Annotated in this window: 20 protein-coding genes; 3 read left to right on the plus strand and 17 right to left on the minus strand. The window is 66.5% G+C overall.

What is annotated here, in order from left to right; translation table 11 throughout:
* Window positions 1-102: 102 nt before the first annotated feature.
* Window positions 103-627 carry a hypothetical protein gene (locus ACTHQX_RS08135; protein ID WP_440156734.1) on the minus strand — a complete coding sequence of 175 codons (525 nt, stop codon included), beginning with the start codon at window positions 625-627 and terminating at the stop codon, window positions 103-105.
* A 240-nt stretch (window positions 628-867) separates the two neighbouring features.
* Window positions 868-2,157, minus strand: a complete 1,290-nt coding sequence (locus ACTHQX_RS08140) for an adenylosuccinate synthase (RefSeq protein ID WP_440156736.1) — start codon at window positions 2,155-2,157, stop codon at window positions 868-870.
* A 308-nt stretch (window positions 2,158-2,465) separates the two neighbouring features.
* On the opposite strand from ACTHQX_RS08140, the gene ACTHQX_RS08145 reads away from it, so the two are divergent.
* The gene (locus tag ACTHQX_RS08145; RefSeq protein WP_440174566.1) at window positions 2,466-3,677 is read left to right on the plus strand and encodes a cobalamin-independent methionine synthase II family protein; all 1,212 of its coding nucleotides are present in this window, start codon (window positions 2,466-2,468) and stop codon (window positions 3,675-3,677) included.
* A gap of 220 nt (window positions 3,678-3,897) precedes the next feature.
* Window positions 3,898-4,530, plus strand: coding sequence for a uracil-DNA glycosylase (locus ACTHQX_RS08150; RefSeq protein WP_236806536.1), 633 nt, complete (start codon window positions 3,898-3,900; stop codon window positions 4,528-4,530).
* Between the two features lie 69 nt (window positions 4,531-4,599).
* On the opposite strand, the gene ACTHQX_RS08155 is transcribed toward ACTHQX_RS08150, so the two are convergent.
* The 4 genes from ACTHQX_RS08155 to ACTHQX_RS08170 all read right to left on the minus strand — a co-directional run bounded on the left by ACTHQX_RS08155 (window position 4,600) and on the right by ACTHQX_RS08170 (window position 7,983).
* Window positions 4,600-5,022, minus strand: coding sequence for a DUF3151 domain-containing protein (locus tag ACTHQX_RS08155; protein WP_236806534.1), 423 nt, complete (start codon window positions 5,020-5,022; stop codon window positions 4,600-4,602).
* 2 nt (window positions 5,023-5,024) lie between these two features.
* Complete coding sequence (fbaA, locus tag ACTHQX_RS08160) at window positions 5,025-6,044, minus strand: class II fructose-bisphosphate aldolase (protein WP_236806532.1); 1,020 nt, start codon at window positions 6,042-6,044, stop codon at window positions 5,025-5,027.
* Between the two features lie 187 nt (window positions 6,045-6,231).
* The gene (locus ACTHQX_RS08165; RefSeq protein ID WP_440156741.1) at window positions 6,232-7,164 is read right to left on the minus strand and encodes a hypothetical protein; all 933 of its coding nucleotides are present in this window, start codon (window positions 7,162-7,164) and stop codon (window positions 6,232-6,234) included.
* 132 nt (window positions 7,165-7,296) lie between these two features.
* Window positions 7,297-7,983, minus strand: coding sequence for a TrmH family RNA methyltransferase (locus ACTHQX_RS08170; protein WP_236806528.1), 687 nt, complete (start codon window positions 7,981-7,983; stop codon window positions 7,297-7,299).
* 52 nt (window positions 7,984-8,035) lie between these two features.
* On the opposite strand from ACTHQX_RS08170, the gene ACTHQX_RS08175 reads away from it, so the two are divergent.
* The gene (locus tag ACTHQX_RS08175) at window positions 8,036-8,866 is read left to right on the plus strand and encodes an HAD-IIA family hydrolase (RefSeq protein ID WP_440156744.1); all 831 of its coding nucleotides are present in this window, start codon (window positions 8,036-8,038) and stop codon (window positions 8,864-8,866) included.
* Here ACTHQX_RS08175 and ACTHQX_RS08180 read toward each other — a convergent pair.
* The 11 genes from ACTHQX_RS08180 to ACTHQX_RS08230 all read right to left on the minus strand — a co-directional run bounded on the left by ACTHQX_RS08180 (window position 8,863) and on the right by ACTHQX_RS08230 (window position 22,757).
* On the minus strand, window positions 8,863-9,912 hold the full coding sequence (locus tag ACTHQX_RS08180) for a thioesterase domain-containing protein (protein WP_236806525.1): 1,050 nt from the start codon (window positions 9,910-9,912) through the stop codon (window positions 8,863-8,865). The two genes, ACTHQX_RS08175 and ACTHQX_RS08180, sit on opposite strands and share 4 nt — an antisense overlap.
* A gap of 184 nt (window positions 9,913-10,096) precedes the next feature.
* The gene (gene pyrE, locus ACTHQX_RS08185; protein WP_236806523.1) at window positions 10,097-10,678 is read right to left on the minus strand and encodes an orotate phosphoribosyltransferase; all 582 of its coding nucleotides are present in this window, start codon (window positions 10,676-10,678) and stop codon (window positions 10,097-10,099) included.
* A gap of 10 nt (window positions 10,679-10,688) precedes the next feature.
* On the minus strand, window positions 10,689-11,951 hold the full coding sequence (locus ACTHQX_RS08190) for an FAD-dependent oxidoreductase (protein WP_236806521.1): 1,263 nt from the start codon (window positions 11,949-11,951) through the stop codon (window positions 10,689-10,691).
* Window positions 11,952-12,101: 150 nt separating this feature from the next.
* Window positions 12,102-12,653, minus strand: a complete 552-nt coding sequence (locus tag ACTHQX_RS08195; RefSeq protein WP_236806519.1) for a gluconokinase — start codon at window positions 12,651-12,653, stop codon at window positions 12,102-12,104.
* Complete coding sequence (manD, locus tag ACTHQX_RS08200; protein ID WP_236806517.1) at window positions 12,650-13,879, minus strand: D-mannonate dehydratase ManD; 1,230 nt, start codon at window positions 13,877-13,879, stop codon at window positions 12,650-12,652. The genes ACTHQX_RS08195 and manD overlap by 4 nt, the downstream gene beginning before the upstream one ends.
* A gap of 83 nt (window positions 13,880-13,962) precedes the next feature.
* The gene (gene uidB / locus ACTHQX_RS08205) at window positions 13,963-15,354 is read right to left on the minus strand and encodes a glucuronide transporter (protein WP_236806512.1); all 1,392 of its coding nucleotides are present in this window, start codon (window positions 15,352-15,354) and stop codon (window positions 13,963-13,965) included.
* Between the two features lie 54 nt (window positions 15,355-15,408).
* Entirely contained in the window at window positions 15,409-17,232 is a 1,824-nt protein-coding gene (uidA, locus tag ACTHQX_RS08210; RefSeq protein WP_236806511.1) for a beta-glucuronidase, read from the minus strand.
* 245 nt (window positions 17,233-17,477) lie between these two features.
* A complete protein-coding gene (locus ACTHQX_RS08215; protein WP_236808917.1) occupies window positions 17,478-18,848 on the minus strand; it encodes a mannitol dehydrogenase family protein in 1,371 nt (456 codons plus the stop codon).
* A gap of 74 nt (window positions 18,849-18,922) precedes the next feature.
* Complete coding sequence (uxaC, locus tag ACTHQX_RS08220) at window positions 18,923-20,359, minus strand: glucuronate isomerase (protein ID WP_236806510.1); 1,437 nt, start codon at window positions 20,357-20,359, stop codon at window positions 18,923-18,925.
* A 67-nt stretch (window positions 20,360-20,426) separates the two neighbouring features.
* Complete coding sequence (locus tag ACTHQX_RS08225; RefSeq protein ID WP_236806509.1) at window positions 20,427-21,488, minus strand: LacI family DNA-binding transcriptional regulator; 1,062 nt, start codon at window positions 21,486-21,488, stop codon at window positions 20,427-20,429.
* Between the two features lie 102 nt (window positions 21,489-21,590).
* Window positions 21,591-22,757, minus strand: a complete 1,167-nt coding sequence (locus ACTHQX_RS08230) for a Gfo/Idh/MocA family protein (protein WP_236806507.1) — start codon at window positions 22,755-22,757, stop codon at window positions 21,591-21,593.
* Between the last annotated feature and the right edge of the window lie 10 nt (window positions 22,758-22,767).

A 22,767-nucleotide genomic window follows, 5' to 3' on the forward strand; every position in this document is an offset into this window, starting at 1 on the left:
GAGCGATCCTTCCCTTTACTGCAGGTGTGCGGCGGTAGTAAGCCTAGCCGCCGCACACCTCACGCCCCTATTCGGGGAACGCCCTGTTTCGCGTGCTGTGGACTACTTGCCGGTGGGCAGGTCAGCAGCAGCGTCAGCCTTGACATCAGCGGCGACGGACGGAGCGGCCGGCTTGGCCACGTGGTCCGCAACGTCCGGCACAGCCGGGGCGGCGGGAATGGCCGGGGTGGCCGGAACGCCGGCACCACCGGGAACAGCGGGGATTGCTGCGGTAACATCGGCGCCTGCAGCCTTGTCCCCGGCGGAGACGTTCGCGTTGGCGGCGGCCTTGTCCTTGTCAGCTTCCACTGCGGCGTCGGCTGCGTCAGCAGCTTCGCCGGCAGCCTTGGCCTTGGCGGCCGGGGCGGCAGGAACCGTCGGGGTGGCCGGTGTGGCCGGGACGGCGGGTACTTCCGGAACCTCGGGGGTCGCGGGAACGGCCGGGGTGGCGGGCGTAGCGGGGGTCACCTCTGTGTGCTGCGAGCTGGAAACCTGGGCAGCGTTGGCCAGTCCGATGCTGGAGAAACCTCCAACAGCGACGATGGCGGCTGCGACAGCAATCTTGGTGGTCTTGCTAACACTCTTCATCAGAAAAAAATCCTTTGGTTGATTGAAGGCCGGGCCGGAGGCCGATGGGGGACAACCTCCTGCCCGGCGCTTACATATACGTAATCGCTGCGGCGGGCCGGCAGGTTACGCGGTTCCGAAAACTTTTTTCTGTCGGGATGGTTTCTGCCCGGAAAGCACGACGGCGGCGGGCCACCGTAAGGTGACCCGCCGCCGTCGGGAACTGCTTGTTTGAGCTGTTGTTGCCGGACGCTTTCCGCGTCAGTCGTTGATCAGGTCGTTGACCACGATGGTCTGGTCGCGGTCCGGTCCGACGCCGATCGCGGAGAAACGCGTGCCGGACAGCTTCTCGAGGGCCAGCACGTAGTTGCGGGCGTTCTCGGGCAGGTCGGCCAGCGCGCGGGCACCGGTGATGTCCTCGGTCCAGCCTTCGAAGTATTCGAAGATGGGCTTGGCGTGGTGGAACTCCGTCTGGGTCATGGGCATCTCGTCGTGCCGGACGCCGTCGACGTCGTAGGCCACGCACACCGGGATCTGTTCGATGCCGGTGAGGACATCCAGCTTGGTGACGAAGTAGTCGGTGAAGCCGTTCACGCGGGAGGCGTGGCGGGCCAGGACGGCGTCATACCAGCCGCAGCGGCGCGGGCGGCCGGTGTTGACGCCGAATTCGCCGCCGGTCTTCTGCAAGTACACGCCCATCTCGTCGAACAGCTCGGTGGGGAACGGCCCGGCACCGACGCGGGTGGTGTACGCCTTGATGATGCCGATGGACCGCGAGATGCGGGTGGGGCCGATGCCCGAACCCACGGAGGCGCCGCCGGCGGTGGGGTTCGAGGAGGTGACGAACGGGTAGGTGCCGTGGTCGACGTCGAGGAACGTGGCCTGGCCACCCTCCATGAGCACCACCTTGCCCTCGTCCAGGGCAGTGTTCAGCACGAGGGTGCTGTCGATGACCAGGGGGCGCAGCCGGTCCGCGAAGGAGAGGAAGTAGCTGACCACTTCCTCCACCTCGATGCTGCGGCGGTTATAGACCTTGACCAGGAGCTCGTTCTTTTGGCGCAGTGAGCCTTCCACCTTCTGGCGCAGGATGGACTCGTCGAAGACGTCCTGGACCCGGATGCCGAGGCGGGCAACCTTGTCCATGTAGGTGGGCCCGATGCCGCGGCCGGTGGTGCCGATGGCGCGGCTGCCGAGGAAGCGTTCGGTAACCTTGTCCAGCACCTGGTGGTACGGGGCCACGAGGTGGGCGTTGGCGGAGACACGCAGCTTGGAGGTGTCCGCCCCGCGCGCTTCGAGGCCTTCGATCTCCTGGAAAAGTGCCTCGAGGTTGACGACGCAGCCGTTGCCGATGATGGGGACGGCGTTGGGGCTGAGGATGCCGGCCGGAAGGAGCTTGAGCTCATACTTCTCACCGCCTACGACGACGGTGTGCCCGGCGTTGTTGCCGCCGTTCGGCTTCACTACGTAGTCGACGCGGCCGCCAAGCAGGTCGGTGGCCTTACCTTTTCCTTCGTCGCCCCACTGGGCTCCGACGATCACGATTGCTGGCATGGGATCCTCCCCCATTCGTTCGGGCCTAGCCCGGCTGGATCACCGAGGTGCTTCAACCGGAGGTCGGCGCCGTTCATGAGAATGCCCCGAATTCGTCGTCCGAACCCGCGGCGCTGGCCGGGGAGGGGACGCAAGAGTTCCGGGGCTCTTACCACCCAAGTTTAGCGGATGCGGGGCAAAAGTATGGCTTTTGGTGTTTCGTCCGTGCAGCAGATTCCGGCGACACATTCCACCTGCGATTTGCCACTGTCTCCGTCCGGAGACTTGAGTGAGAGTGAACCATCCCGAGCGGCCGAGGAGACCCAACCATGTCACTGAACACCGACCACATCCGCGTCACACACGCCGGATCCCTGCCCCGCACCCCGGAACTCATCGCCGCCAACGCCGCCAAGGAAGCGGACGGAATCACGCCGGAGTTCCTGGACCTCCTGGAAACCTCGGTGGTGGACATCGTCCGGCGCCAAAAGGACCTGGGCATCGACATCCCCAACGACGGCGAATACGGGCACGCGATGTCCAGCAGCGTCGACTACGGTGCCTGGTGGAACTACTCGTTCGCCCGCCTCGGCGGCCTCGAGCCCACCAACGTGGACCGCTGGGCCGATGCCGAGGTGCACCGTTCCACACCTGGCAACATCGTCCTGACCTCCTTCCCCGACCGCCGGGACAGGCAGAAGTTCAACGACGCCTACAGCGACCCATCCTCCGGGATCCTCGCCCACCGGAAGAGCGTGGCACAACCCAAGATCGCCGGTCCGCTGACCTACACCGGGCAGGACCTCGTGGCCTCTGACGTCACCAACCTCAAGACCGGCATGCAGGCAGCCGGCCTCACCGAGGGTTTCGTCGCGTCGCTTTCGCCCGGCTCCTGCGCACGGGTTGCCAACGACTACTACAAGACCGAAGAGGAACTGGTCTACGCCTGCGCCGACGCCATGCGCGAGGAATACAAGGCAATCGTCGACGCCGGGCTGACCGTGCAGCTCGATGACCCGTCGCTGGCGGAGAGCTGGGACCAGATCAACCCGGAGCCCAGCCTCGAGGACTACCTCAAATTCATCCAGCTCCGGGTCGAGGCCACCAACTGGGCACTTCGCGACCTGCCCCAGGACCAGATCCGGCTGCATGTCTGCTGGGGATCCTGGCACGGCCCCCACACCACGGACATCCCGTTTGCCGACATCATCAGCTCCGTCCTGCAGATCAATGCAGGCGGCTACTCGTTCGAGGCAGCCAATGTCCGGCACGAGCACGAATGGCGCGTGTGGGAAGACACCAAGCTTCCCGAGGGCAAGGTCATCATTCCGGGCGTTGTCTCGCACGCGACCAACGTCGTGGAGCATCCGGAACTGGTGGCGGACCGGATCGAACGCTTCGCGAGGCTCGTGGGACGCGAGAGCGTGATCGCCTCCACCGACTGCGGCCTCGGCGGCCGGGTGCACCCGCAGATCGCGGTCGCGAAACTGGAGGCGCTGGGAGAAGGCGCACGCCTCGCCACCAAGCGGCTCTGGAAGTGATTTAGCCCTCATTCACCGCCCTGCAGGCCCTTCCCCGCGCGAGTCCGCCATGGCGGCGCGCGGGGGCGGGACATTGCGGTTCGGACGCCTTGCTAAACTGGGAAGGACCGGTCAGGTACCGGTCCACACCTCATTTTTCACCACGCCGCACTCGGCATGCCTGCGGCGTGCCGGACTGCGGCGCGGCGGCGCGACCCACCTGCAGGAGACACAGCACCATATGACCGCTCTGGCTACCGAATCCTTCCATGAACAGCTTCTAAGGCGCCGCTACGAGCCCAACGTTGCCGCTGTCAATGAGCTCTGCGATACGTTGCAGAGCGCCAAGCCGGGCACCCAGGTGCCGTACGTCGACCCCGCGCACGACGTCGACGAATGCCGCATCATCAGCCTCTTCTCCAACATCGGCACGGCATCGCCCACCGGCTTCATCATGCCGGGCGACGACGATGCTGCCACCCGCATGCTGGGCCTCCAGTGGAAGCTGGGCCTGCGGCCGGAGTACATCATGCCGTGGAACGTCCACCCGTGGCACACGCCGGATGAGCCCAACGGCAAGTTCACGCCCGACCAGATTCAGGCCGGCCTCAAGCCGCTGCTGAAATTCCTGGCACTGGTCCCTCGCGCCTCGGTCATCGTGGCCCACGGCACCGAGGCCAACCGCCTCGCAGGCCTGCTGCTCAAGACCGAGGTTCCGCTGCTCTGGCGCCGGGGGCTCAAGACCTACAAGGTCCGTTCGCTCAGCGGCCGCTCCTTCGCCGGAAGCCCCGAGCGGCAGAAGCAGTACCTCGACGAGATGCACGTTGCCTACGCCGACGCCATGGCCCGCACCGGCCTGCAGAGGGCCAGCTAACATACGACGGCGGGCGGTCACCTTCCTTGGAAAAGGTGACCGCCCGCCGTCGTATTTAACTTGGTTGTACTACTTGCCCTCGATGGCAGCCTTGGCCGCGGGGTCCGAGTCGTTGAGGAACTTCTCGATGCGCTGAGGTTCCTCCGCCTCGTTGATGGCGGCGGAGGCGCGGCCCAGCGAGTAAAGCGCCCGCAGGAAGCCGCGGTTGGGCTCGTGCTCCCACGGGATGGGACCCACGCCCCGCCAGCCGTTACGGCGGAGCGAGTCCAGGCCGCGGTGGTAGCCGACCCGTGCGTAGGCGTATGAATCGATGGTGCGGCCTTCCGACCACGCCTCCTCGGCCAGCACGGCCCACAACAGCGACGACGTGGGGTGCTTTTCCACGAGGTCCAGCGCCTCGGCGCCGAGCGCGAGGTGCTGGTACACCTCGGTCTCAGCGGGCAGGAGCGTGGGCTCGGGACCCATAAGGTTCTTGCGGAACTCGTCGGACATGACTAGAAGGTCTTGCCCGCGGAGCCCAGCTGCTGGGTTGCCTCGACAACGCGTGCGGCGAGGCCGGCCTCGGCGGAAGCGCCCCAGACGCGGGGGTCGTAGGTCTTCTTGTTGCCCACTTCGCCGTCGACCTTCAGGACGCCGTCGTAGTTGCGGAACATGTGGTCAGCCACCGGACGGGTGTACGCGTACTGGGTGTCGGTGTCGATGTTCATCTTGATGGTGCCGTAGGACACGGCGTCCGCGATTTCCTGGTCAGAGGAGCCGGAACCGCCGTGGAACACCAGGTCGAACGGATTCTCCTTGCCGATCCGGGCACCGACCTGGGCCTGGATGTCCTTCAGGATCTCCGGGCGCAGCTTTACTCCGCCCGGCTTGTACACGCCGTGTACGTTGCCGAAGGTCAGGGCGGTGATGTAGCGGCCGTTCTCGCCGGCGCCGAGAGCCTCGATGGTGGCGAGGGCGTCGTCCACCGTGGTGTAGAGCTTCTCGTTGATCTCGTGCTCGACGCCGTCTTCCTCGCCGCCGACGGTGCCGATTTCAACCTCGAGGATCATCTTTGCGGCCGCAGTGCGCTCGAGCAGTTCGCGGGCAATGCGCAGGTTCTCGTCCAGGGTCTCGGCGGAGCCGTCCCACATGTGCGAGTTGAACAGCGGGTTCCGGCCGGCCTTGACCTCGGCCTCGGAAGCGGCCAGCAGCGGCAGGACGAAACCGTCCAGCTTGTCCTTGGGGCAGTGGTCCGTGTGCAGCGCGATGTTCACGTTGTAGTTCTTGGCCACCTCGCGGGCGAACGCGGCGAAGCCCAGCGAACCGGCAACCATGTCCTTGGTGGAGGCGCCGGACCAGTATGCAGCACCACCGGTGGAGACCTGGACGATGCCGTCAGACTCGGCCTCGGCGAAACCGCGCAGGGCCGCGTTCAGGGTCTGGGAAGACGTGACGTTGACGGCCGGGAACGCGAAGCCGCCCTTCTTGGCGCGGTCGATCATGTCGGCATAGATATCTGGGGTTGCAATGGGCATGCTGACTCCTAAATCGAATTTCGTCTGCGGGTTTCGTTGACCCTGGAGTGAACCTCGTCGGCTAGGAACCATCCTAGCCATTTCTTTACACGCGCCGTGGTTTGGGTCACCCGGCCGGGTAACACTTGCGGCTGTTAGTGAGATGGCACTTCACGGCAGTCTTCGGCGCCAACACTGCCGCGAAGTGTCATCTCGCGCGCCAGCCCCGGCTCTGCAGCGCCGCCCGGACCTTGCCGACGACGGCGGGACGGTCACCGGCGAGGTCGAACTTCGACACCCGGACCTCAAGCCAGCCATGCTCTGCCGCAATGTCCGCCCGCCGGATATCCCGCAGGTACTGGTCGGCCGCATTGTGGTGCGAGCCCTCGTACTGGACCGCTACTCGCTGCGCCGGGTAAGAAGCGTCCGGCCAAAGCACCGGCCTTCCAGAAACCCCAGTCACCACATGGTTCAGAACGGGTTCGGGCAAGCCGCTCCTGATCAGGTGCAGGCGCATCCTTGTTTCAGGCTGGGAATCCGAACCCACACGCACCAGTTCCACCGCGGATCTGGCGGTACGTATGCCGCGCATCCCGGGGTGCCGGGCGATGGCAGCCCGAAGGTCCTCGACAGTGCACATTGGCTCCCGTGGCCGGGGAAAGTCCGGTCCGTGCGAGCACACAAGCGAGTCGCCGGCAATGACGAGCTCATCGGCGGTCAGGACCGAGGCCAGGTCCAGCCACGTCCGGGCAGGGGAGGTGAGCCGGACGCCGTCGTACTCAATGACCTCACCGGGGAGTAGCGTGAGCAGGTGACCCACCACGTTCACCCTGCGCGGCATGCTGAATCCGCGCCGGCGGGCTACGTGGATACGCCAGTCCTGCTCCAGCCAGACGGGCAAGCAGACCTGCAGCATCCTGGCGGCCGAGGCTACGGCAAGCACGGAGGCGTCATCAAGCTCGGTGTAGGCGCGCAGCGCATCCGCCCCGGACGCCTCCGAGCCTAGGTGCATCCGGATTCCCCGCGAAACCGTGACCAAGTCGTTCGCCTCGGTGCCGGTCCTACTAACTCCGGCCTTATCTGCGGCGCGGAGGGAGAAGGAGCCCTTCCTCAGGTGCTCGGGGAGCGGTGCCTTGCGCATGCTCAATTGTTGCTGCTCAGTCAGCGGCCACCGGGGTTATCCACAGGGACAGCTGCCGTACCCGCTTCGAAATGGCACTTCACGGCAGTGTCGGGCGCAAACATTGCCGTGACGTCTCACCTCGACAGAAAACTAGACGTGCTGGCCGAACACGTGCCGGCGCACCCAGGCGTGCATGGCGATCGCCGCGGCCGAGCCTGCGTTGATAGACCTCGTGGACCCGAACTGCTCGATCGACAGCGTGGCCTCTGCAGCCTCATGCACTTCGGGCGTCAGCCCCGGCCCTTCCTGCCCGAAGACCAGCACGCACTTCTGCGGCAGCTCGTAGGTCTCCAGCGGGACGGAATCGGGGAAGATGTCGATCCCGATGATGGCCAGGCCCTCCCCCTGCGCCCAGGCCACGAAGTCCTCCACGGTGGGGTGGTGGCGGACGTGCTGGTAGCGGTCGGTGACCATCGCCCCGCGCCTGTTCCACCGCCGTCGTCCGATGATGTGGACCTCCTTGGCGAGGAATGCGTTGGCGGTGCGCACCACGGTTCCGATGTTGAGGTCGTGCTGCCAGTTTTCGATGGCTATGTGGAAGTCGTGCCGTTTGGCATCCAGGTCCGCGACGATCGCCTCGTGCTTCCAGTACCGGTACTTGTCCACGACGTTGCGCCGGTCGCCATCCGTCAGGAGGTCCGGATCCCAGTGGTCGCCTTCCGGCCATTCACCTTCCCAGGGCCCGACGCCGACCTCCGGCTTTGGCTCCGGCGTCCCGTTCGGTCCTGGCTGGGATGGTTCTGGTTGGGGTTCGGGTGTCCCGGGCGTTTGCGTCACCCCTCAACACTAGACTGGGCTCCGAATGCAAACATCTCGGTGAAGGAATGACATGGCAGAAGCGGACAAGGTAAAGACATCGGCGGCCGTGTACCGCAGCGGCCAGGACATTGAATGCTGGCTCACCGACATGGACGGCGTCCTGGTGCATGAGAACCAGGCCGTTCCCGGGGCCGCGGAGCTGGTCCAGCGCTGGGTGGACACCTCAAAGCGCTTCCTCGTCCTGACCAACAACTCCATCTTCACGCCGCGCGACCTCGCCGCCCGCCTGCGGGCCTCCGGCCTGGAAATCCCTGAGGAGAACATCTGGACGTCGGCCCTGGCCACGGCCCAGTTCCTGAAGGACCAGGTGCAGGGCTCGGATTCCGGGAACCGCGCGTACACCATCGGCGAGGCAGGACTGACGACGGCGCTCCACGAGGCCGGCTTCATCCTCACCGACCAGAACCCCGACTTTGTGGTCCTCGGCGAAACCCGCACGTACTCCTTCGAGGCGATCACCATGGCGATCCGGCTGATCCTCGCCGGGGCGCGTTTCATCGCCACCAACCCGGACGCCACCGGCCCCTCCAAGGACGGTCCGATGCCCGCCACGGGCGCCATCGCCGCCCTGATCACCAAGGCGACCGGACGGGAGCCGTACATTGTGGGCAAACCGAACCCCATGATGTTCCGCTCGGCCATGAACCAGATCGATGCACATTCGGAGACCACCGCGATGATCGGCGACCGCATGGACACCGACATCATCGCGGGCATGGAGGCCGGGCTGCACACCGTCCTGGTGCTCAGCGGCATCACGCAGCGCAACGAAATCGCCTCCTACCCGTTCCGGCCCAACCAGGTGCTGAACTCCGTGGCGGACCTCAAGAACCAGATCTAGAACGGTGTCATCTTTCCGCCGCCTCCGGGCAGCGGGAAGATTTCGTTCTCCAGGTCCTCGAGGATGGGCCGGTACACGAACGGGTTCCAGCCCGGGCTGGCGTGTGCCGGCAGTGCGCCCGTGGTCTGCCGGTCGGCCGTGACCATGTTGGCGGCGAACGTGTGGGCCCAGGAATCACGGGCCGTCCGGTAGTTGACGGTCTGGTCCCGGGGATTTCCGATGTAAGCCATGCGGGTATCGCCGATCTGGCCCGCAAAGCGCGTGGCATCGAAGTGGTAGATGTAGGCGGATTCCGTCTGCACCAGGACGCTGGAGGGTGCGATCGGGGACAGCTGCTCCAGCGTCTGGTCGAGGATCTGCCGCCATGAGCGCTCGTCCTTGTGGGCCACCCGCTCCCCCAGCTCGTAGCCGCCGCGCAGCACGGAGGGGATCCGGAACCCGCTTTCGTAGAGGAACACCACGCCGTCGAACCAGCTCTGGTCCAGGACGTCGAACTTGCTGTAGGGGCTGCAGTCGAGCACGATCAGCTCAACCTTGACGCCATGCAGCTCCAGCAGCCGGGCTGCCACCTGCGTAGCCACCATCCCGCCAAAGCTGTGACCGTAGAAGTACAGGGTAGTGAGGTTGTGTGCCCGGACGTGCTCAATCACCGCGATGACCAGCTGGTCGATGTCCAGTCCGAGGTTCGAATACCCGGCCGCCGCGAGCTGGCCGCGCAGCCGGAGGCTCCCGCGCAGCGAATTGAGGATCCACTGGGCCTCTTCCCAGCTTGTCTTGTAGCCGGGGAACAGGATCCAGCTGGCATTCGGAAAGTAACTCTGCGCGAAGTCGTCCTCGACCACGAGTATTTTATGGACCTGCCGCTCCTCCTGCACGCGCTTCGTGAACAGCATGTCGGCTGCGAGGACAGTGGAGGCGCCGGCTCCAGTGAGGAAGGTCCGGCGGGAGAAGCGTTTGAGGTTGGCGGCGCGCCGGAGAAGCCGGGCAGCGTCTGCGCCCGGCGGCTTCTGCTGGCCGGTCTGGCCCGCGGCCCCTTCGTATGGCACTGAACTACCCTAGGCACAGCCGGGCGGGGCAGCACAAGCGGGGGGGCCGTGGAGCCCAAAAGCTTGGGGCCAAAAGCCGAGCGGACGACGGCGGGAGGTCCCGCCGTCGTCCGCTTCAAACGGCCCGCTCCAGTCGGTCCGCTCCGGGCGTCCCCTCTGGCTGCCAAAGCAGCCTGGGCGAGGATCAGCTCAGGCCGAGTTCGTCCTTGCTGAAGGCGTACAGGTACGGCACACCGGCTTCGGCTTCGATCTTTTCCTTGGCGCCGGTGTCGCGGTCGACGATGACGGCGACGGCGACGACGTTGCCGCCGGCGTTCCGGACGCCCTCGACGGCGGTCAGGGCCGAGCCGCCGGTGGTGGACGTGTCCTCGAGCACCAGGACCTTGCGGCCGTCGACGGAGGGACCTTCCACCTGGCGGCCCATACCGTAGGACTTCTGCGCCTTGCGGACCACGAAGGCGTCGACCGCCCGGCCGGCGTCGGTGGCGGCGTGCATGACGGCGGTGCCCACCGGGTCTGCCCCCATCGTGAGGCCGCCGGCGCACTCAAAGCCGATGCCGGCGTCGTCGATGAGGGACAGCATGACCTGGCCAACGAGCTTGGAGGCCTCGTGGTGCAGGGTGATGCGGCGCAGGTCGATGTAGTAGTCGGCCTCGGCACCGCTGGACAGGATGACCTTGCCGCGGACAACCGCGAGCTCCTTGATCAGTTCCAGAAGTCGGGCACGGGCAGCGGTGTTGGAAAGCGAGTCCGGGGTGGAAGTCATGGGCTCCAGTTTAGTCGGTGCCGGATGCCTTGCCGGGCCCCGCGTCCACCCGCCGGGCAAAGGCGGGCGCGTGCTCGGGCAGGGGTCCGATCGCGATCATCCGGGGCAGCAGCCGCATCAGGACGGGCACGTGCTGGGCGAGGTACATCATCACCGGCGGCGCTCCCGACCTCTTGCCGGTAAAGAGCGGAACGAAGACGCCGCGGTGCATGAAGCGCTGGACAGACTGGATGATCATGGTGGGCAGCTGCCGCCGCCGCTGCACCGCGGCCAGATCCTTCACGGTGACTTTGCCCCGCAGCAACGCGGGGGCGAGCCGGGTTGCCGCGGCCACGGCGTCCTGGATGGCTAGGTTGATCCCCACCCCGCCGGCCGGGGACATCGCATGCGCGGCGTCACCGATGCACAGCAGCCCGTCGACGTACCAGCGCCGCAGGCGGTCCAGCCGGACATCAAGCCAGTGAAGGTCGTCCAGGGAACTGATGGCATCGACCCTGTCGGCGAGGTCAGGGCGCAAGGCGGCGATGCGTTCCCGGAACCGTTCCACTCCCTCGCTCTTGATGCGGTCGCCGGAGCCTTTCTGGGCGAAGTAGCCCATCTGGTAATAGGTGTCCCGGAACAGGGCGATAACGCCGGCGCGGTCACCGAAGGCCGGAACGATCCCGGCCACCTCCCCCTGTTCGGACTCGGCCCTCGGCAGCTTGAACCACCAGGTGTCGAACGGCACCGGGTATTCCTTCGACGTCAGGCCGGCCGCCTGCCGCAGCACCGAATGCCGGCCGTCCGTGGCCGCCACAAGGTCCGCGCGGAGTGCGCCTTCGGCGCCGTCCTTGGTGAGGTAGCGGACACCAGTGACCCGTCCGCCGTCGGACATCAGGGACGTTGCCGTGTGCTCCATCAGGAGCGTGAACGTCGGCTCCTGCTCGGCAGCCCTGGCGAGGAAGTTCAGGAAGTCCCACTGCGGCATCATGGCAATGTAGTTGTACGGTGGCCGGAGCGCGGCGAAATTGCCCAGCGTGACCAGGCCGCCGCCAGGCACGGGGAAGGCGACATTGCGCAGCCGGCTTTGCGGCAGTTCGCGGAACTCGGCGCCGAGGCCGAGTTCGTCGATGAGCCGGATGGTGGAGGCATGGACGGTGTCGCCGCGGAAGTCCCGGAGGAAATCGCCGTGCTTTTCGAGGACGGTGACCTCGACGCCGGCCCGTGCCAGCAAGAGGGCCAGCATCATGCCGGCCGGCCCGCCGCCCACCACCGCGCACCCTGTACTCTCCATGAGCCATACGGTACGCCTCCCGGTGCACGGGAGCACAGAGCGCGAACGGATCCTTGTGGCCCCGCCGGACGCGAACTGGCAGCTAATGACCTCAAACCGCGGATTTGGGGTCATCAGCTGCCAGTTCGCGCAGTGGACGCAGGAGCGTCGCTAGCTCGCCGCGCGGCAGCCCAGGTGCTCGAGGCCGGCCATCGCGTGTTCGACGACGGCGTCCACCGGCGCGGCGATGTCCACCACCACGCCTGCCTCATCAACCTGCAAGGGTTCGAGGGTGGCCAGCTGCGAGGCGAGGAGGGCGGGCGGCATGAAGTGGCCGGTCCGTCCCTCAGTCCGGGCGGTCAGGACCTCTTTGCTGCCGTGCAGGTGCAGGAACACCGTATCCGGCGCCTGTTCCCGGATCGCATCCCGGTAACTGCGCCGCAGCGCCGAGCAGGCGAGGACCAGTCCGTCCGGACCGGCGGCCGCCAGTTTGCGGCCCACGATCGCCAGCCATGGCCAGCGGTCCTCGTCGGTCAGCGGCGTGCCTGCGGCCATCTTGGTGACGTTCTCCACCGGGTGCAGCGAGTCGCCGTCGAGGAACGGGGCCCCCAGTTCGCGGGCCAGGAGGTCGCCGATAGTGGTCTTGCCGCAGCCGGACACGCCCATGACGATCACGTGAAGGCCGGCGGCCGGGACATGTCCGCTGGAACCGGGCCCGCTCACCAGTCGTGGACCGTTCCGTCGACGAGGCGGTTGTAGGGCAGGTAGGCCTGCTGGTACGGGTAGGCGGCCGCGGCTTCGGCGTTGAATTCGACGCCGATGCCGGGCTTGTCGCCCGGGTGCAGGTAGCCGTCGGTGAAGGTCATGGACTGCTCGAAGACCTCATTGGTCGCCGCGGAGTGCTGCATGTATTCCTGGATGCCGTAGTTGTGGATCGCCAGGCCCACGTGCAGCTGCGCGGCGAACCCGACCGGGGAAATGTCCGTGGGGCCGTGGAAACCGGACTTGATCTGGTACTGCGCGGCGAAGTCCATGACCTTCTTCAACGGCGAGATCCCGCCGAAGTGGGTGGACGCTGCCCGGACGTAGTCGATCAGCTGTTCCTTGATGATGCTCTGGTAGTCGTACACGGTGTTGAAGATCTCACCGATCGCCAGCGGCGTGGTGGTGTGGGAGCGGACCAGGCGCAGCGCCTCCTGGTTCTCCGCCGGAGTGCAGTCCTCCAGCCAGAACAGGTCATACGGCTCCAGCGCCTTGCCCAGCTTCGCGGCCTGGATCGGCGTCATCCGGTGGTGCCCGTCGTGCAGCAGCGGCAGTTCCGGGCCGAACTCGTTCCGGACCGCCTCGAACACCGTGGGCAGGTGGCGCAGGTAGGCCCGGGTGTCCCAGTCCTCCTCCACCGGGAACGCACCCCGGCCGGCCGGTTCATAGTCGTAGCGTTCGCCGGAGGCCTGCGCCTGCGCCGCCACCCCGTACACGGCCTTGATCCCGGGCACCGCGGTCTGGATTCGCACCGACCTGTACCCCAGTTCCAGGTGCTCCCGGACCGAATCGAACAGGGACGGGATATCCGAACCCGAGGCGTGGCCGTAGGCGCGCAGCCCGTTCCGGGACGCCCCGCCCAGCAGCTGGTACACCGGCATGCCCGCCAGCTTGCCCTTGATATCCCACAACGCCATGTCCACCGCAGCGATCGCCGCCATCGTCACCGGCCCGCGCCGCCAGTACGAAGACCGGTATAGGAACTGCCACGTGTCCTCAATCCGGTGCGGATCCTTCCCGATCAGCAGCTGCGCCACGTGCTCCTTCAGGTACGCCGCCACCGCAAGCTCACGCCCGTTCAGCGTGGCGTCACCGATACCGGTCACGCCGTCCTCCGTGGTGATCCGCAACGTTACAAAGTTACGGGATGGGCTGGTCACGAAGACTTCCGCGGCAATGATTTTCACAACAGGTCCTTTCGGATGGACTGGGTCAGGGGTCGGCTGGTGGATGCTCGGTTGGTAGGTACTGCCCAGATGGCGGACGGTGCTCAGTTGGTGGTCGTGGTGACGGGCCCGACGGCGGCACCGGCCGTTTTGGGGGCATCGCCGCTTTCACGGCGGGCCGTGATGTCCGCCAGGATCTGGGCGTGCATGGTGTCCGTGAGCTTGTACTTGGCCATGACCAGCACGGCCAGCAAGGTCATGACGGCCGGCAGCGCCCCGGCGGCCACCTGGATTCCGAACACGGCCTCGGCCGTCTGGGCGGCGCCGGACTTGTAGCCGCCGAGGGCCAGCGCATAGGCGGCCAGCGCTCCGCCCACCGCCTGGCCGGTCTTGCGGGTGAAGGAGAAGAGCGCGTAGGTGATGCCTTCCGTGCGTACGCCGGTCTTCCATTCGCCGTATTCAACGGTGTCGGCCTCAAGGGCCCAGACCACGATGCTCACGGCGAGGACGCCCGTCACGCTGATCACCAGGCCGGAGAAGCCGATCCACACCTGGGTGGCCGGGGTGAAGAAGACGATCGCGCCGCCCGCAGCAGAAATCAGTGACGAGACGATGTAGACGCGCTTCTTGCCGACGGTCCGCACCAGCCTGGGCATGAAGGCCGACAGCACGAAGGTGAGAACCAGCTGGGTGATGGAGAGGACCGGGTACAGGTCCAGCCTGCCCAGGACGTCGCGCAGGTAGTACAGCTGCACCGACGTCAGGGCGAGATAGCCGGTGAGGAAGAAGAAGGAGCTCAAGCACAGCATCAGGAGCGGCTTGTTGCCTTTGAGCGTGTCCATGCTCTGCTTGAAGGTGACGTTGGGAACGGCGCGGTGCACCCGTTCCTTGGCGGTCAGGGCGGTGAAGAAGTAGAGGCCGGCGCCGATCACCACAAACACCAGTGTGAGGGCGGTGAACGTTGCCTGCAGATTGGTGGCGCCGGGCTTGATCAGCGGTGCCACGAAGATCCCCAGGGAAGAACCAACCAGCAGTGCGCCGATCATGCGGGCCGAGCCGAGCTTGGCCCGGTCCCCCGGGTCCTGTGTCATGGCGCCGGCCAGCGACCCGTACGGGATGTTGACCAGGCTGTAGGCCAGGCCGAGGGCGGCGTAGGTGACGTAGGCGTAAAGCAGGCTGCCCGACTCACCGAGCTGCGGCACCGAGAAAGTGGCCACGCTGAGCAGCAGGAGCGGGATGGAGCCGAACATGATGAAGGGCCGGAACTTGCCGAACCGCTTGCTGTACGTACGGTCCACGATCCGGCCGGCAAAAACGTCGGCGAAGGCGTCGAAGATGCGCACCGCCAGGAGCAGGGTGCCAGCCGCTGCCGCCGAGATACCGGCGACGTCCGTGTAGTACACCAGCAGGAACATGGTGGCGGTGGTGAAAGCGAGGTTGTTCGCGGCATCGCCGGCGCCGTAGCCGATGATGCTGAGCTTGTTCAGCTTCTTCATGAGTGGGCTCCTTTACCCGAGCCGGCCTAAGGGCGGCGCAAAATGTGAAAAGCGTTAGGGGTTGGTGAGGGTCTTGCCGGTGACGTTCTTGCTGCCGGCGAGCGCCGTCCAACGCTGGCGCAGGGCGAAGGCAGCAGGCTTGGGCCGGCGGTCCCGGGTGAACACACCCTTCTTGTTGCCGTCCACGCGCATGATGCCGTTGTAGGTCTGGAAGTCCGCGAAGTTCCACACCTGCTCCCCCACCATGGCATCCACCCGGTCAAAGACGCGGTGGTACATGGCGAGGAACGCGGCCTGGTACTCCTCGCTCCATGGCTGTTCGTAGATGGAGTGGAAGCCGGGCATGGTGTCCGGGCCGTACTCGGTCATGATCATGGGCTTGCCGTACTTGGCTTCCCATTCCCGGAGTTCCTTCTCGAGGACCTGCTCGGCGGTTTCGAGGTCGCCGTTGTGGACGTACCAGCCGTAGTAGCGGTTGAGCATGAGGACGTCGAAGAGGTCGGCCAGCACTTCCTTCTCGGGGGTATCGAACATGACGTTGACGTAGCCCACCGGACGGGTGGGGTCCAGCTCGCGGGTCAGGTCGGCCAGCGGCTGGAAGTACTCGCGGGCGCCTTCCTCGGAGCCATTGGGTTCGTTGGCGATGGACCAGATCACCACGGACGGGTGGTTCTTGTCCCGGGCGACGAGCTCGGTGATGGCCTGGCGGTGGTTGGCCGCGGTATTGGCGTCCACACCGCCGTCGACGTACGTGGGTTTGGCGATGCCGCCGAATACGGCGCCGAAGCCGAGGTGCAGTCCCACGGCGGCGGTTTCGTCGATCACCACGATGCCGTGCCGGTCGGCGAACTCCATGACCTCTTCGGCGTAGGGGTAGTGCGAGGTGCGGAACGAGTTGGCGCCCACCCAGTCCAGGAGCTGGAAGTCGTTGACCATCTGGGCGTTGCTGTGGCCCTTGCCCACCGTCACGTGGTCCTCGTGCATGCCGAAGCCGGTGAAGTAGAACGGCTCGCCGTTGATCAGGAATTCCTTGCCGCTGACCTCAACGGTGCGGACCCCGACGGGCAGGGTGTACGTGTCAGCCAGCCGGCCGCCGTCGTAAATTTCCGCCGCCAGGCTGTAGAGGTAGGCGGCGCCGGGCTGCCAAAGTACGACGCCGTCAATCGCCAGGGTGCCCGCGGCACCTTCCGCGGTGGCCACCGTGGCGCCGGCGGCGTCCCTGAGAGTGACCCTCACGTCTTCGTTGCCGGCACCTCCCGCCGTGGCGATGCGGTAATCCACCGAGCCGGTGGTGCCTTCGAAGCCGGTCACCACGGTGATGTCCTCAACGGAGACGGCAGGTGTGCTGAACAGCCAGACGCTGCGGTGCAGGCCGGCATAGTTGTAGAAGTCGTGGAGGTAGCTCTGCTGCCGGCGGCCGTCCTCGGTGACGGTGATGGTGCCCGGCGGGATGGTGGCCTGGGTCAGTTCGTTGTTCACGGCGACGGTGAGCCGGAACGCCTGCCCGGCCGCGACGTGCTCGGTGATGTCCGCGCTGAACGGCATGTAGCCTCCGGTGTGCTCGGCCACCAGGACGTCGTCGACCCAGACCATGCCCTCATGGGTGGCGGAGTCCAGGCGGATGTGGATCCGCTCCCCTGCCCAGCCGCGCGGCACGCGCACTTCACGCTGGTACCAGACGTAGCCCACGTGGTCGCGGATGGCCTTGTCCGGGAAGACGTCGTTGTAGCTGGCGGGAACTCCCATTTCGAGGTCCGTGGCCAGCGGAGACCTGAACCACTCCTGCCGGTGCCCGGCCCGGTCAAAGTCCACCTTAAAGCGGTAGAGGCCGTCGAGGTTGATCAGCTCTCGGGTTTCGTTTGCCTGGGGCTTAAGCATCTGGTGGGTCCTATCGCGTCTTTGCGGACTGAGCCGGGTGTGGGGTTCTTGTTGTAATGCTAGTCACCTGGCAATCAAATGGCAAGCGGTTGCCAAAAATTCCTTGAAACTTTTACAAAACGGGGACTGGAGCGGAAGTCGGCCTGCGCGGGAACGGCACTCCCCACAAAGAGCACGGCCTCCACACAACACTGCCCGGCTCCCTATGGTCCAGGAGCCGGGCAGTGCCGCATATGCGCGGGGCGCTACGGGGACGCAGCGGGCTCCCCGAAGCTTCCCCGTAGGTCTTCTATCAGGCCTACAACGTCGGCGTCGCCGGCCAGGGCCGGGTCCACCAGGGCCAACAGCGCGCGGACACGCTCGAGGCCGCTCCCCTCCGGGCCACCCAGCCGGTTCACCGCGGCGATTTGGTCCGCCAGGGGGTCCTGGACCGTCCCCGCCCGCGCGGTGAAGTCCATCCAGGCAGCAATCATGAGCGCGGCGGCAGCCCCGGACCTGCCTGCGGCACGCTCGGCCCGCAGCACCGGCACGGCCCGCATCCGCAGCTTGGTGCTGCCGTCCATCGCTATCTGCGCCAGGTGGTGGGCGATGCGCGCATTGCCGAAGCGCACCAGGAGGGCCTCGCGGTAGGCCGGAATCTGCAGGTCCTCAGCACTCCCGCCAGGTCCATGCAGGCTGCTTGCCGACTCATCCCAGAACGCTTCCACGGCCTTCCTGCACAACGGGTCGGCCAACGCTTCCGCCACGGTGGTGTGGCCACGCAACTGGCCGGCGTACGCCAGCAGCGAGTGGGCCCCGTTCAGGAGCCACAACTTGCGGTTCTCGTACGGCTCGATGTCGCCGACAAACACCGCACCGGCGTCTTCCCACCGGGGCCGGCCCGCAGGAAAGTCACCGCTGAGCACCCAGTTGGCGAAAGGCTCGGCCACCACCGGAGACGTGTCGCGGTAGCCGCAGGACGCTTCGACGGCTTCGAGGTCCGCATGGGTGGTGCGCGGCGTGATCCGGTCCACCGAGGTGCTGACGAAGCTGACGTTGCCCTCAATCCACACAGCGAGCTGAGGGTCCCATGCGCCGGCGACGCCCACCACGGCGTTCCGCGCCACGGTGCCGTTACTGGAGAGGTTGTCGCAGCAGACGACGGCGAGCGGACCCGCATCGGCAGCCCGGCGCGCGGCGAGGGCAAAGACCAGCCGGCCCAGCGGCGTCGCCGCGTTTCCGCTTCCGGAAGACAGCAGCGCAAGGTCGGCCACGACGTCGGGAGCGCTGCGGTCGAGCTGACCGTCGGCGCCGAGCCGGTAGGCGGCTTCGGTGACAGTAAGGGTGACGACGCCGGTCTGCGGGGCCGCGACCAGCTCCGCCAGCCGCTCCACATCGGCCCCGTCCACGGCCTCCACGATGCTGCCGACCACGTCGAAGGAGTCGCCGCCGTCGGACCGTTCCACCAGCGTGAACAGCCCGTCCTGTTCTGCCAGGGCCAGGGCAGCATCGGGGCGCCGGCCGGTGAAGGCAGCAATGCCCCAGTCGGCGGCGTCGCTGGCCCGGTGGGTATACCAGGCCTGGTGCGAGCGGTGGAAGGCGCCGAGCCCCAGATGGACGATGCGGATGGGGGCCATGGTGCCCGGCTGCAGGGTGCGGTCGAGCCTCGGCCGGTCCACGGCAGCCGCCTTTTCGGGCCGCAGTCCGACGCTCACAGCTTGAAGACCCTTCGCGGCGATCCGTCCACGATGTCCACGATGAGTTCGTGGGCCCGCTCCTCACTGACGCGGTGCTCGGCCACCAGCCGGGCGAGGAAGGAGGCCTCAATGCGGCGGGAGGCATCGTGGCGGGCGGGGATGGAGCAGAAGGCGCGCGTATCGTCGATGAAGCCCGAGGAACGGGAGAAGCCGGCGGTCTCGGTAACGGCAGAGCGGAAGCGGAGCATGGCGTCCGGGGCGTCAAGGAACCACCACGGGGCGCCAAGGTAGACGGACGGGTAGAAGCCGGCCAGCGGCGCGAGTTCGCGCGAGAAAACCGTCTCGTCAAGGGTGAAGAGCACCAGGTGGAAATCCTTGGCCGTGCCGAAGTCCTGCAGCAGCGGGCGGATGGCCTCGGTGTAGTTGACCGCGAACGGAATGTCGTGGCCGGTGTCGGGTCCGTACTTTTCGAACGTCGGCTCGTGGTGGTTCCGGTACGAACCCGGATGGATGGTCATCACCAGGCCGTCCGCCACTGACATCCGCGCCATCTGGTACATCATGTGCGCTTCGAACGCGTCACGGTCCTGCGCCGTGGCCGCACCGGAGCGGGCGCGGTCAAACAACCGCGCGGCGTCGCGGTCGTCAAGCTTCAGCGTGGCAGGGGTGCGCACGCCGTGGTCGGCAGACACCGCACCGTGCTCCACGAAATAACGACGTCGGTTTTCCAAGGCGGTGATGTACCCGGCATAGCCGGTGCCGCCATCGCCCGCTGCCGCGATGAGGCGGTCAACGTTCGCGGACCACGCGGGATGCGCGATGTTCAGGTAGGCGTCGGGGCGGAAGGTGGGCAGGACTCGGCCGTGGAATGTGGGGTCTGCGGCGATGGCCTTGTGGCTGGCGAGGCTGTCCAGCGGATCATCCGTGGTTGCGAGCACTTCGATGTTGAAGTCCTTGAAGAGCTGGCGCGGTCGGAAGCCTGGTTCCATGAGCTTGGCGGAGATCGCGTCGTAGCTGGCGTCGGCGGTCTCGGCACTGATCTCCCGGTCCAGGCCGAATACGCCGCTGAACTGGGTGCGGAGCCAGTAGCCGGAGGCGGTCCCCTCGAACAGCGGCCAGGCCCGGCAGAATTCGCGCCAGATGGCCCGGGAGTCCGGGGCGGTCGAGTCCGCATTCGGGGAACCTGCAGCCGAGGAGTCCGGTTGGCGCAGGCGGTCAAACGGCACGCCGCTGGCGTGGATGAGGCGGGTGACGTAGTGGTCGGGGCTGACCAGCAGCGCCGCCGGGTCGGGGAAGGGCGTGTTCTGCTCGATGACTGCGGCGTCAACGTGCCCGTGCGGGGAAATGATGGGGAGGTCCTGGACGCGCTGCAGGAGGTCGCGCGCAATGCTGCGCGTTCCCGGGTCCGCGGGCAGGAGCCTGTCTGGGTTGGCGGCAATCGAGTGTGACATAGCTCAATGGTCGGCCTTCATCCAGTTCTTGTCAACCGGTTGCCAAAGATTGCCAATTCGGTTGCGGTTAGCGTGCTGGAAGAAGCCTTCCGCTCGAGCCGCGCAGCACGAGCTCCGTCTCCACGCGCAGAGTTGCGGCAGGTTCGCCGTCGCCGTGCAGCAGGTCCAGCAGGAGTGTGGTGGCTCCCGATCCGCACTCCCCCAGGGGGGAGCGCACGGTTGTGAGCGGCGGGGTGGTGAAGTCGGCACCGAAGATGTCATCGAAGCCCACGATGCTGATCTGGTCCGGCACCACCAGGCCGGCGGCCTGGAGTTCCTGCATGAGGCCGATGGCCAGGAGGTCGTTGTAGGTCAGCACGGCGGTGGCACCGCTGTCCCGCACGTCGCGCGCCACCTGCCTGCCGCCGTCGACCGTTGGTTTACCGGATTCCAGGCGCACGGCCTCGAGTCGGGACCATTCGCAGGCCGCCTGGACGCCTTCCCAGCGGCGGGCGGACATCCAGGACTGCTGCGGGCCGGCCACGAACGCGACCTTTTTGTGGCCGTTGGCGGCCAGGCTGCGGACGGCCTCGCTGATGCCCTTGTTGACGTCGGGGACCACGCAGGGCACGCCATGGACATCGCGGTTGATCACCACCACAGGCTTGTCGCGGGCGAGCGCGCGGATGTCGTCATCGTCCATGCGGGGGCTGGCGAGGATGAGCCCGTCCGCGGTGGTCATCATCCGCCGGGCCGCGGTGAGCTCGGTGACGGCCGACTCGGCGGACTCCGCCAGCACGAGGGTGTAGTCGCGGAGGGTGGCGGTGGTTTCGGCGCCGCGAATGATGTCGAAGAACGTCGGGTTGGTGATGTCCGCGACGATGAGCCCGAAGGTGTTGGTGCGGCCCGTCGGCAGGGCGCGGGCGAAGGGGTTGACCTGGTAGTTCAGTTCGGCCGCGGCATCCTCGATGAGCTTCTGCGTCCTGGCGCTGACCCGGCCGGGTTTGCTGAGCGCCCGCGAGACCGTGGACGGATTGACGCCGGCCAGTTTGGCGATGTCGTAGATGGTGGCGTTGGACTTGCCGTCCCTGGCGTGCTTCCTGGCCGGAGCCTTGGTGGCGGGGGCATCCGGCGTCTTGGGTTCGGTCACTGCCCCATCCTAACGAGGAACCGGCCCATCCAGGTGGCAGCACAGGGCATTCCCAGCGCCGGGAACGCCCTGTGCTGCCACTGAGTTGGGCGGGGTCGGAGATTACGAGCGCTCGGGGAACTTGCCTTCGCCCGCGATGCGCTTGTTCAGCTCCGCCAGGAACTCGTCCTCGTCAAAGTCCAGGCCCACCTCCGTGCCGGTCCAGCTGGAGAGGTGGATGGCGTTGGCCAGGCGGACCCCGTTGATGCCGTCCGAGCCCGGCGCCAGCAGCGGCGTGCCGTCCAGGATGTTGGCCGCGAAGTTCTGCAGCACGCCGGAATGCTGCGCACCCCAGGCGGACTCGAACTCGAGGACCTCGGTAGTGTAATACTCCTCGGGATTCAGCTGGCCCATGAAGAGTTTGCGGACATCGTCCATGTCCATGCCGTCGCTGAGTTCACGTTCCGGCCTGACCAGGCGGGTCACCGTGGCGGTCTTGGAGCCTTCGACGACGATCTTGCCCTGGTCACCCAGGATTTCGAAGCGGTCGGTTCCGGTGAGGTCGTGCGTGGCCGTGACAAAGACGCCGGTGGCCCCGTCGCCGTAGTCCACCACCGCGGTGACCTCGTCCTCAACGGCGATATCGCGGCGGAAGCCGTAGGCCACCTTTGCGTACACCGACTTGGGCACGCCGCAGATCCATTGCCACAGGTCCAGCTGGTGCGGGGCCTGGTTCACCAGGACGCCGCCGCCTTCCCCGCCCCACGTGGCGCGCCATTCGCTGGAGTTGTAATAACCCTGCGGCCGCCACCAGTTGGTGATGATCCAGTTGGTGCGGCGGATAGCGCCGATCTCGCCGTTATCGACGATCTCCTTGAGCTTCTGGTACAGCGGGTTGTTGCGCTGGTTGAACATGATGGCGAAGGACAGCTCGGGCTTGCCGGCGGCAAACTCGTTGAGCTCCCTGACCTGCTTGGTGTACACGCCCGCGGGCTTTTCCACGAGCGCGTGGATGTTGCGTTTGAGCGTTTCGATGCCCATTTCCGGGTGCAGGAAATGCGGGACGCAGGTGACCACGGCGTCCACGTCGCCGCTTTCCAGCATGGCGATGTAGTCGTCATGGAAGGGCACGTCAGCGTACTGGGAAGCCGCTAGTTCCTTCTTGGCTGGGTCGGTGTCGCAGATGGCGCCGATCACCATGTTCGGGACCAGTCCCTCCGTGATGAACTTGGCGTACGCGCCGCCCTGCTGGCCCAGGCCGATGATGCCAAGGCGTACTTTCTTACTCATGTGCTGATAC

Origin of the sequence: Arthrobacter sp. SAFR-023 (assembly GCF_051965295.1) — a bacterium.
Classification (GTDB): domain Bacteria; phylum Actinomycetota; class Actinomycetes; order Actinomycetales; family Micrococcaceae; genus Arthrobacter.

Coding starts and splice junctions, on each gene's coding strand:
- ACTHQX_RS08190 (WP_236806521.1), bottom strand. CDS start 11,951: ATGGAGAGTACAGGGTGCGCGGTGGTGGGCGGCGGGCCGGCCGGCATG.
- uidA (WP_236806511.1), bottom strand. CDS start 17,232: ATGCTTAAGCCCCAGGCAAACGAAACCCGAGAGCTGATCAACCTCGAC.
- ACTHQX_RS08145 (WP_440174566.1), top strand. CDS start 2,466: ATGTCACTGAACACCGACCACATCCGCGTCACACACGCCGGATCCCTG.
- ACTHQX_RS08150 (WP_236806536.1), top strand. CDS start 3,898: ATGACCGCTCTGGCTACCGAATCCTTCCATGAACAGCTTCTAAGGCGC.
- ACTHQX_RS08230 (WP_236806507.1), bottom strand. CDS start 22,757: ATGAGTAAGAAAGTACGCCTTGGCATCATCGGCCTGGGCCAGCAGGGC.
- ACTHQX_RS08140 (WP_440156736.1), bottom strand. CDS start 2,157: ATGCCAGCAATCGTGATCGTCGGAGCCCAGTGGGGCGACGAAGGAAAA.
- ACTHQX_RS08165 (WP_440156741.1), bottom strand. CDS start 7,164: ATGCGCAAGGCACCGCTCCCCGAGCACCTGAGGAAGGGCTCCTTCTCC.
- ACTHQX_RS08175 (WP_440156744.1), top strand. CDS start 8,036: ATGGCAGAAGCGGACAAGGTAAAGACATCGGCGGCCGTGTACCGCAGC.
- uidB (WP_236806512.1), bottom strand. CDS start 15,354: ATGAAGAAGCTGAACAAGCTCAGCATCATCGGCTACGGCGCCGGCGAT.
- ACTHQX_RS08135 (WP_440156734.1), bottom strand. CDS start 627: ATGAAGAGTGTTAGCAAGACCACCAAGATTGCTGTCGCAGCCGCCATC.
- pyrE (WP_236806523.1), bottom strand. CDS start 10,678: ATGACTTCCACCCCGGACTCGCTTTCCAACACCGCTGCCCGTGCCCGA.
- fbaA (WP_236806532.1), bottom strand. CDS start 6,044: ATGCCCATTGCAACCCCAGATATCTATGCCGACATGATCGACCGCGCC.
- ACTHQX_RS08155 (WP_236806534.1), bottom strand. CDS start 5,022: ATGTCCGACGAGTTCCGCAAGAACCTTATGGGTCCCGAGCCCACGCTC.
- uxaC (WP_236806510.1), bottom strand. CDS start 20,359: ATGTCACACTCGATTGCCGCCAACCCAGACAGGCTCCTGCCCGCGGAC.
- ACTHQX_RS08215 (WP_236808917.1), bottom strand. CDS start 18,848: ATGGCCCCCATCCGCATCGTCCATCTGGGGCTCGGCGCCTTCCACCGC.